Annotated in this window: 7 protein-coding genes; 6 read left to right on the top strand and 1 reads right to left on the bottom strand. The window is 65.7% G+C overall.

Annotation, left to right across the window (positions count from 1 at the left end; translation table 11 throughout):
- Positions 1-56 precede the first annotated feature (56 nt).
- Entirely contained in the window at positions 57-1,607 is a 1,551-nt protein-coding gene (locus HGB10_11480; protein ID NTU72423.1) for a PASTA domain-containing protein, read from the bottom strand.
- Between the two features lie 196 nt (positions 1,608-1,803).
- Between HGB10_11480 and HGB10_11475 the strand changes: the two genes are divergently transcribed.
- The 6 genes from HGB10_11475 to rlmKL all read left to right on the top strand — a co-directional run.
- Positions 1,804-3,567: an aldehyde ferredoxin oxidoreductase gene (locus HGB10_11475; GenBank protein NTU72422.1), complete on the top strand. Its 1,764-nt coding sequence runs from the start codon at positions 1,804-1,806 to the stop codon at positions 3,565-3,567.
- 70 nt (positions 3,568-3,637) lie between these two features.
- Complete coding sequence (locus HGB10_11470; GenBank protein NTU72421.1) at positions 3,638-3,877, top strand: MoaD/ThiS family protein; 240 nt, start codon at positions 3,638-3,640, stop codon at positions 3,875-3,877.
- A 5-nt stretch (positions 3,878-3,882) separates the two neighbouring features.
- A complete protein-coding gene (gene thiF, locus HGB10_11465) occupies positions 3,883-4,515 on the top strand; it encodes a sulfur carrier protein ThiS adenylyltransferase ThiF (GenBank protein ID NTU72420.1) in 633 nt (210 codons plus the stop codon).
- A gap of 90 nt (positions 4,516-4,605) precedes the next feature.
- The gene (locus HGB10_11460; protein NTU72419.1) at positions 4,606-5,382 is read left to right on the top strand and encodes an NYN domain-containing protein; all 777 of its coding nucleotides are present in this window, start codon (positions 4,606-4,608) and stop codon (positions 5,380-5,382) included.
- A 147-nt stretch (positions 5,383-5,529) separates the two neighbouring features.
- Positions 5,530-7,047 carry a hypothetical protein gene (locus HGB10_11455; protein NTU72418.1) on the top strand — a complete coding sequence of 506 codons (1,518 nt, stop codon included), beginning with the start codon at positions 5,530-5,532 and terminating at the stop codon, positions 7,045-7,047.
- On the top strand, positions 7,044-9,249 hold a 2,206-nt coding region (gene rlmKL / locus HGB10_11450; protein NTU72417.1), incomplete at its 3' end, for a bifunctional 23S rRNA (guanine(2069)-N(7))-methyltransferase RlmK/23S rRNA (guanine(2445)-N(2))-methyltransferase RlmL. The genes HGB10_11455 and rlmKL, both read left to right, overlap by 4 nt.

Below are 9,249 nucleotides of genomic sequence, written 5' to 3'. Positions count from 1 at the left end.
GCCCGGGGCCCCGGCAGTATCACCGGGGCCCCGACGTGCGAACAACCTTGGTGCTGCTAGCGGACGATCACCAGAATGACCTTGGCGTCGGCGCCTTCCTTCGATCCGGCCGGCGGATACTGCTCGGCCACAGTTCCAGGAGGCTGTCCTTCTGCGCCGTACACTTCCGATATCTCCACTTCGAGACCGAGCTTCTCGAGCGCGGCCTTGGCCGCTTCCTCGGTCTGTGCTGCGACGTCGGGTACTGTGACGCTGAGTGCCGGCGGCTTGCCCAGCGAGAGGACTATGCCGACGCGGGCGTTCCTGAGGACCTTGGCACCTGGCGAGGGCAGCTGGCCGATGACCCTACCCTTGGCTACCTTGGTGCTCCAGCGCCAGTGGATCCTGTAGCGCAGTCCCGCCTTGGTCATCGTGCTCTGCGCGGCCGAGCGGGTCTTGTTCGCCACTGAGGGGACCTTGACCTCGAACTTCGAGGTCGGCCCGACCGACAGCGACAACACGACGTCTTGGCCGTCGCGGACGGGCTCCCCCGCGGCAGGAACCTGCCGGATGATCGATCCGGCCTTGACCTTGGGGTCGTGCGCTTCGATGAACTGTGGCACGAGACCAGCGGCCTTCATCGCTTTGGATGCGTCGGCCTTCTTCAGGTTGACGACGTCAGGCGCCTGCATCGGTCCCGAAGCCGAGTCGTCAGGGGCCGCGCTCGCGATGTCGCCGGCTGAGATGACGACGCCGATCTCGGTGCCATGCTGCTCTTCCTTGCCACCGATCGGCACCTGGCCCATCACTGTGCCCTTGGGAACACTCGGGCTCGCCGAGTAGAAGATCGTCGGGGCGAAGCCGGCGGCGATGAGTTCATTCGTCGCTTTGTGCAGCCGCAAGTTGCTCACATCCGGCACCTTACCGGCAGGTGAGCCGGATGCCACCATGATGAACACTGTGGTTCCCGGGTTCGCCCTGTATCGGGCAGCGGGGACCTGTGCGACGATCTCGCCCTTCTTGACCCCGATGACGTGCAGTGCGCTCGTCTTGACCCTGAACCCGTCCTTGATGAGGCGGGCCCGCGCCACCTTCTCGGACCTGCCGGTCACGTCCGGGACGATCTGTACCGTAGGCCGCTTGCCCAGCGAGAATGCGACGAACACATGTGAGCCTTCGTCCGTCTGCGCGTTGGCTGCGGGCAGCTGGCCGAACGCGGTGCCCTTCTTGGCCGCAGCGTGGAACTCGTCATACGGCAGTATCGAGAGCCCCGCGGCCTCGATCGCTTCTGTCGCCTTCGCCTCGTTCAGTCCGTTGACGTCCGGCACCGCGACCTGCGGTGGGGGCGGTTCGCCCTTGGAGACGACGTAGTTGACCGCAGAGCCTTCGTCGACCTGAGTGCCGGCTGCAGGAGTCTGCTTGAACACGCTGTCCATCGGCGTGTCGCCGCTGTAGTCCGAGGATGCTTCACCCTTGACGAGCTTGGCGGCCGCCAGAGCTGCGTCGGCCTGCTCGACGGTCTGCCCGGAGAGGTCCGGTACCGCGACCTTCTTGGGGGCACATGCCACCACCGACATCACCAGTAATAGTGCGATCAGCACTAGTCCGGCCTTCGATCGAGTCCGCATCCCGAGCCTCCATTCAAGTCCCTTACAGGCACCCCCCCCTGTTGCTGACAACCGGGGCGTTGAAGAATTCGTACCCGCTCCCCGAGAACCTTAACTTCAGCGAAAGAGCGAAATCTGTCGCCTGATGCGTTTGCTCGCGCAGGGGCGTACGCTGACTGAATATCGAACGTCGGTGCGCGAAACGAAGGAGCAGCCAATGAGAGATATCCTGCGAGTCAACATGACCGATCTATCGACAACATGGGAACCCGTTCCCGATGCATGGAAGCTGTACGGAGGCCGGGCACTGACCGACGCGATCATCTACAACGACGTCCCGGCCGATGCCGATCCGCTCGGATCGGCGAACGTGCTGGTCTTCGCGCCGGGCATGTTCGGTGGGACCACGGCCCCCAACGGCGGGCGGTTGTCGGTCGGCGCCAAGAGCCCGCTGACCGGCGGCATCAAGGAATCGAACTCCGGCGGTCAACTGGCGCACACGCTCGCCCGCCTGGGCATCGGTGCGATTGCGATCAGCGGCATCCCCGCAGATCCGGCAGCGCGCTACGCGTTGACGATCGAGGCCGACCGTAGCGTCTCGCTGACGCGAGTCGACGAGTGGGCGGGTCTTGGCAACTACGAGACGGCAGCTGCGATTGCCGCGACGCGTCCCGCCGAGGACCGATTTGCGACCGCGACCAACGGCCCGGCGGGTGAAGCGATGGCTCGTGCCGCCGGTATCGCGATCTCTGACCCGAAGGGCTACCCGAACCGCTTCGCAGGCCGCGGTGGCCTGGGAGCCGTAATGGGCTCCAAGGGCATCAAGGCGATCATCGTCTCCGACAAGGGCGCGGGCTTCCTCGAGCACGCCGATAAGGAAGCGTTCGTCGCCGCCACCAAGAACTTCACAAAGGCCATCAAGGAGCACGGAGTATCCGGCACCGGTCTGCCGATGTATGGCACCAACGTGCTGACCAACATCCTCAATGAGGCCGGCGGACTGCCGACCCGCAACTTCTCGGCCGGTTCCTTCGAGTTCGCGGACGCCATCGGCGGGGAGACGCAGCGCGCGACGATTCTCGAGCGCGGTGGCGATGTAAGCCACGGCTGCAGCACCGGCTGCGTCATCAAGTGCTCGCGCTACTGGTCTGACAAGGACGGCAACTACAAGACCAAGGGTCCGGAGTACGAGACCGCATGGTCCATGGGTGCGGACTGCGCGATCGGTGACCTTGACGAGATAGCCGAGCTCGACCGCGCGTGCGGTGACCTCGGTCTGGACACCATCGAGATGGGCGCCACGCTGGCTGTCTACATGGACTCGGGCGCGATCCAGTTCGGCGATGCGGCCGGCGCTCTTGCCGCGCTTCGCGACGGGCTCGCCGACAACGTGATCTGGGACGGCGCCGAGGCGACCGGCAAGAAGTTCGGCGTCGCGCGCATCCCGGTCGTCAAGCACCAGGCGCTGCCAGCGTACGACCCCCGTTCGGTTCAGGGTATCGGCGTCACCTACGCGACGTCGACGCAGGGCGCGGACCACACCGCCGGCTACACGATCACGGCCAACATCCTCGGCGTCGGCGGAACGGTGAACCCGCTCTCACCTGAGGGCCAGGTCACGCTCTCCAAAACGCTGCAGATCGCCACCGCGATGCTCGACTCGCTCGGGCTGTGCATCTTCGTCGCGTTCCCGGTGCTCGACATCCCCGAGGCGTTCGTCGCCATCCACGAGATGCTCGAAGCGCACACCGGCACCAAGTACGACATCGCGGCGCTCATGCAGATGGGCCGAGAGGTGCTGACGATGGAGCGCCTCTACAACGAGCGCGCCGGCTTCACCAGCGCTGACGACCGCCTGCCGGAGTTCTTCCGCACCGACAAGCTGCCGCCGCACGATGCGCTGTTCACCGTCACTGACGCCGATCTCGACTCGGTCTTCGACTTCGTGCCAGAGACCGCCAAGGAGATGGGCCTCCAGTAAGTTCGCTTCCGGACGGACCCGCACCGAGATGGTGCGGGTCCGTTCTGCATTCGAGGAGTACGCTGAAACGATGAACGTCGATATCGCGCTGTTCGCATATCTCTCCGACTACCAGCCCGACGGAAAGGGTGGGCGCGGTGCGCGTCCGTTCGCGCTCGAGCCGGGTACCACTGTTGCAGACATCATCAGGACGCTCGGTCTGCCCGATGAGCCGCGGGTGGTGTTCGTCAACGGGCGCCACGCTGCCGATGAGGCACTCCTTGCTGAGGGCGACCGGCTCGCGATATTCCCGCCCGTTGCGGGTGGCTGAGCGAATTGGCTGACGGACCCACGTGCTTCGAGCCACTCGAGCCCAACGACGACCCGGCACTTCGGGCACGGCTCGCGGCATCGCACGTCGCGATCATCGGTTGCGGCGGGCTTGGCAGCAACGCCGCGGCGATGCTCGTGCGCTCCGGCGTCGGCGAGCTCACCATCATCGATTTCGATGTGGTCGAGGAGTCGAATCTGAATCGGCAGATGTTCTTCCGTGATCAGTTGGGGCTCCCCAAGACCGAGGCGCTCGCCGAGACGCTGCTTCGGATTTCGCCGAACCTGACGCTGCATTCGTATCAGGAGTGCGTGAACGCCGAGAACCTCGTGGGCCTCGTCGGCGGCGCGGACGTCGTCGTCGAGGCCGCGGATCGAGCCGAGGTCAAGGCGATGATCGCGAACGCCGCTCTCGCCAAGCTGCCCGACACGCCGCTCGTCAGCGCGTCCGGACTTGCCGGCTTCGATTCGGCCAATGACGTCGTGACCGAGCGCATAGGGGACACCTTCTACCTCGTGGGTGATCTTCGAAGCGACGTGCGACTCGGACATTCACTGTTCGCGTCGCGGGTCATGGTGGCTGCGGCGCACGAAGCCCATGCGGCGATACGCATCCTCCTCGGGTACCCGGAACCGTAGGCCGCGCGCGCACTGGCCACGCACGGGTATGATGAGTCGCAGGTGGCCGCGTCGAATCCTCACGCGAGTCCGCCCAACCAAGGGGGATCCATGGCTGACGAAGCGCATTCGCTCGCCGTATTCATCGACTTCGAGAACCTCGCGCTCGGGCTTGCCCCGCGCGGGGGTGGTCGCCGCACCAAGAAGACCGACGTCCTGGACATGAAGCGCGTACTCGAGCGGCTCGTGGAGAAGGGCAAGGTCGTCGCGAAGCGCGCGTACGCCGACTGGGCGCGGTTCAGTGAGTACTCGCAAGGGCTGCACGAGCTCGGGATCGAGCTGACCGAGATTCCCGAGCGCGGCATGACAGGCAAGAACTCTGCCGACATCCGGCTCGTGGTAGACGCGATGGAACTCAGCTATGCGAAGGAGCACATCGACACGTTCGTCATCGTGTCCGGGGATAGTGATTTCACCCCGCTGGTGCTCCGCCTCAAAGAGAACGGCAAGACGGTCGTTGGCGTGGGCATGAAGGATTCGACGAGCGACCTCCTCGCGGCCAACTGTGACGAGTTCATCTATTACGAGGACATCGGTGCAGCATCGGGCGGTGCGCCCGATCTGGGCCAAGACATCCCGAAGAAGAAGCGACCTGCCTTCAAGTTGCTGTTCGAGACGATGGAGGCGCTCCAGCGCGAGAACGTCGGCGTGATGCATTCGTCGCTGCTTAAAGACACCATCAAGCGTAAGCAGCCCCAGTTCTCCGAGTCGAGCTATGGCTACCGCTCGTTCAGCCAGCTGCTCGAAGACGCGCAGAAGCTCGGCTTCATCGTGCTTTCGAAAGACGCGCGCTCGGGTACGTACGTGGTAGACGGGTTCGCGAGCTAGACCGAACACCTGCGCGTGATGCTCGTCACGATGCCTTCGAGTGGTCGCTCAAGAGGCGTTTCCTCATGACCGATGGTACACTCGTAGGTGGTCTTGAACTGAACACGCCCACCTGTAGCACACATCGAAGCCGAGGCGGAATCGACCATGCGTCACTCGCGATACATTCGCAGCGTCATTCTCGGCGCACTCATCCTGAGCGTACTCGCGCCAGCGGCTGCTCTTGGCATCGCTCGCGACACCGTTCTCGCGCGCGGCAAGGTGTGGGTCGACAAGAACGTCCCCTACAGCCAGACCCGCTACGCCCGTATCGATGGGCGCATGATCGCCACAACGGCTACGCCGAGTCCCAGCGCGTTGGGCTATCGGACGGACTGCTCGGGATTCGTCTCGATGTGTCTCGGAATCACGTACAGCAGCGGCAAGCCGCTTTCGCGTACCACCCGCGATCTCTACCCCTCGGCGTTGACCACCGTGTCCAAGGCAGCGGTGTTGCCAGGCGATGTGGTGCTGCGCACCAAGCAGCCGGGGCACACGATGATCTTCGTCGGCTGGGCAGATGACGCGAAAGACGACTTCATCGCCTATGAGGAACGGGGGAGTTCGACGGGTACGGTGCGCACTGTGCGCGACTACTCCGACTCGCTGTCGTACGGCTATCGCCTCTACCGCTACAAGAAGATTGACGACTTCTACGTCGACTGTCAGCAGACCATCTACGGAACGACGCGTTACGAGACGGCCGTGGCTGCGACGCGGGCGACCTACCCGGCCACTTCCACGGCGGCGGTGAGTTCGCTTGTCGTGGCGAGCGGGGAAGAGTGGCCCGGCAATCTCGGTGGTGCAGCTATCGCCGGCGCGGGCGGCGGTCCGCTGCTGTTGGTGTCCAAGACCTCCCTGCCCGCAACTACCAGCGCCGCCATCAAGCGGCTTGCTCCCAAGCGCGTGTATGTGATGGGAGACAGCTCAATCGTGTCGACGGCGGTCGCCTCGCGCATCGCTTCGCTTGGCGTGGAGGTCGTGCGCGTGCAGGGCAAGGATCGCTTCGTCACAGCAGCCGAGGGCGCTCGTGCGTCGGCTGCAATCATGAAGGCGCGCAAGAAGGCGCCGGTCGACACCGCATACCTCGTGGGCCCGGACGCCTACGGAAGTGGGCTGGCCGCGGTGCCCGCCGCCTCCAAGACGGGGCGTCCCATCCTGCTCACGCACCGCTACACGGTCCCCGCGGCGACGCTCTCGGCCCTCAAGACGCTGGGCATCAAGCGGATCTACGTGGTGGGCAGCGACTATCAGGTCTCGAGGTCCTTGGTTGCGACGCTCAAGAAGCGTGGGTTCATTGTGAGCCGGCTCTGGGGTCCCACTCGCTATCACACGGCGCTGGTGGTCGCGCAGCACAGCACGAAGATACCGGGCGCCGGTCTTGGCTGGAGTGGACTCGGCGTTTCCTCGGGAAGCGATTTGACCGGGCTGCTCACCTGCGCCGTCGCACAAGGTCAGGCCGGCTCGGTGATGCTGAGCACTCCGGGTGACAAGCTGTTCTCCGGTGCGGCGAGCGAGATTGCCGCCCGCAAGTTCACTGTGGGCAAGGTGCGCGTCTATGGCAGTTTCGTCGCGGTCGAGCTTCCCGTGCGAACGGCCATCGCCAAACTGATGCGCGCCAAGTGACCGACCGCCTCGACTTCTTCGCACCCTGTCCGCGTGGCACCGAAGCGCTGCTCGGCGACGAGCTGCGCTCACTTCGCGTTCGCGGCGTGCGACCGCTGACCTCCGGTGTGTCGTTCAGCGGCGAGCTGCGCAGCGCGTATCGTGCCCTGCTGTGGTCTCGAATCGCGTCTCGGGTCCTGCTCACCCTCGCGCGTGTTCCGGCGGACAGCGCCGACGCGCTCTACGAGGCCGTGCGAGCGTTGCCGTGGGAGGATCACGTGCGGGCGGACGGCACGATCGCCGTCGACGCCGGTGGCATGAACGACGCACTGCGCAACACGCAGTTCACTGCCGTTCGCGTGAAGGACGCTATCGCCGATCGCTTCACCGAGCGTTTCGGCAGACGCCCCAACGTGGATACGGCCGCGCCCGACCTGCTCGTCAACGTGGTCCTGCGTGGCGAGAAGGCCGTCATCTCAATCGATCTGTCCGGGCCGCCGTTGCACCAGCGTGGCTACCGGGAGCCGGGCGTCCAAGTCGAGGCGCCGATGAAGGAGAACCTCGCTGCCGCGATGCTTGCCGTGGCCGGATGGCGAGACATTGCCAAGGCCGGCGGTGCGTTCCTCGACCCGATGTGCGGTTCCGGCACGCTCGCCATCGAGGCGGCGATGATCGCCGGTGACATCGCGCCGGGGCTCACGCGCAGGCGTTGGGGCATCACCGGCTGGCTCGCGCATGACGCAGCGCTCTGGGCGCAGATGCGAGAAGATGCCGCCGATCGCCGAGAGGCCGGACTCGCGACGCTCGTGCCAATCGCGGCGAGCGACTCGGATCCGCGCGCCATCGCAGTCGCCACGAACGCCATCCGCCGAGCAGGGCTCGAAGGCGCGATCGCACTGAGCACACGCGAGCTGGCGAACGTCGAAGCACCGATCACCGCTGAGGGTGCGCACGCGCCAAGCGGGCTGCTCGCCACGAATCCGCCGTACGGCGAGCGTCTCGGCTCTCGCGCCGCGCTGCCCGCGCTCTATGCCGAACTGGGCGAGGTCGTGCGCTCATTGGGCGACCAGTGGACGCTCGCCGTGATCACTCCCGACGCGAATCTGGGTCGCGGGCTCTCGCTCACGCCAGTCCGCGAGCACACGCTCTTCAACGGAAAGATCGAGTCGCCCGTGCGCGTGTTCTCGGCGGGCGTGCAGGAGGTCGCCGAGACGGCGGCCGCCGAGGGTGGTGCAGAGGTGGTCGAGCAGCAGCGCCGTGGAGACGAACCTTCGACGCCACGGCCCGCCCGCATCCTCGATGCATCGGCCGAGGCGTTCGCGAACCGGCTGCGAAAGATGACGCGCCACACCGAGAAGTGGGCGCGCAAAGCCGGCGTTACCTGCTACCGGGTCTACGACGCCGATCTGCCCGACTACTCGGTCGCCATCGACGTCTACAACGGCTCGGGCGCCGACGAGGGCAGGCGCTGGATCCACATCGCCGAGTACGCGCCGCCACCTCAGATCGATCCCGCCAAGGCGCTCGGGCGCCTCGACGACGTACTCGCCATCGTGCCCGAGATCCTCGGCGTCGATGAGCGCGACGTCTTCCTCAAGATCCGCGAGCGTCAGCGTGGCACCTCGCAGTACACGCGATTCGCCCGCACGAACGTCACGGGCGCCGTCGATGAAGCGGGGCTGCACTTCGACGTGAACCTGTCCGACTACCTCGACACCGGTATCTTCCTCGACCACCGCATCACCCGCGGGATGGTCCGTGACATGGCTTCCGGGACGCGATTCCTCAACCTCTTCGCCTACACCGGCACCGCGAGCGTCTATGCGGCGGCCGGGGGCTCGAGGCAGACGACGACGGTCGACCTGTCCGCTACGTACACCGAGTGGGCCGGCCACAACATGGCCGCGAACGGCTTCGGTGGCACCGAGCACCGGCTCATCCAGGCCGACGTGCTTCAGTGGCTCGAGGCAGCACTGCGCGCCGAGGAGCGCTTCGACCTCGTATTCTGTGATCCTCCCACGTTCTCCAACTCCAAGCGCATGGTCGATACCTGGGACGTCCAGCGTGACCACGTGCACCTCATCACCCGGATCTGCCGGCTGCTCGCACCGGGCGGCACGCTCGTCTTCTCCTGCAACCGCCGCAAGTTCGCGCTCGATGCGCCCGCGCTCGAAGCCGCGGGGCTGGCGATCGAGAACGTCACAGCGGCCACCATACCCCGCG

The sequence above is a fragment of the Coriobacteriia bacterium genome (genome assembly GCA_013334745.1).
Classification (GTDB): domain Bacteria; phylum Actinomycetota; class Coriobacteriia; order Anaerosomatales; family JAAXUF01; genus JAAXWY01.
Note: the sequence above shows the minus strand (reverse complement) of the source record. Positions and strands in the feature narration are given on the sequence as shown.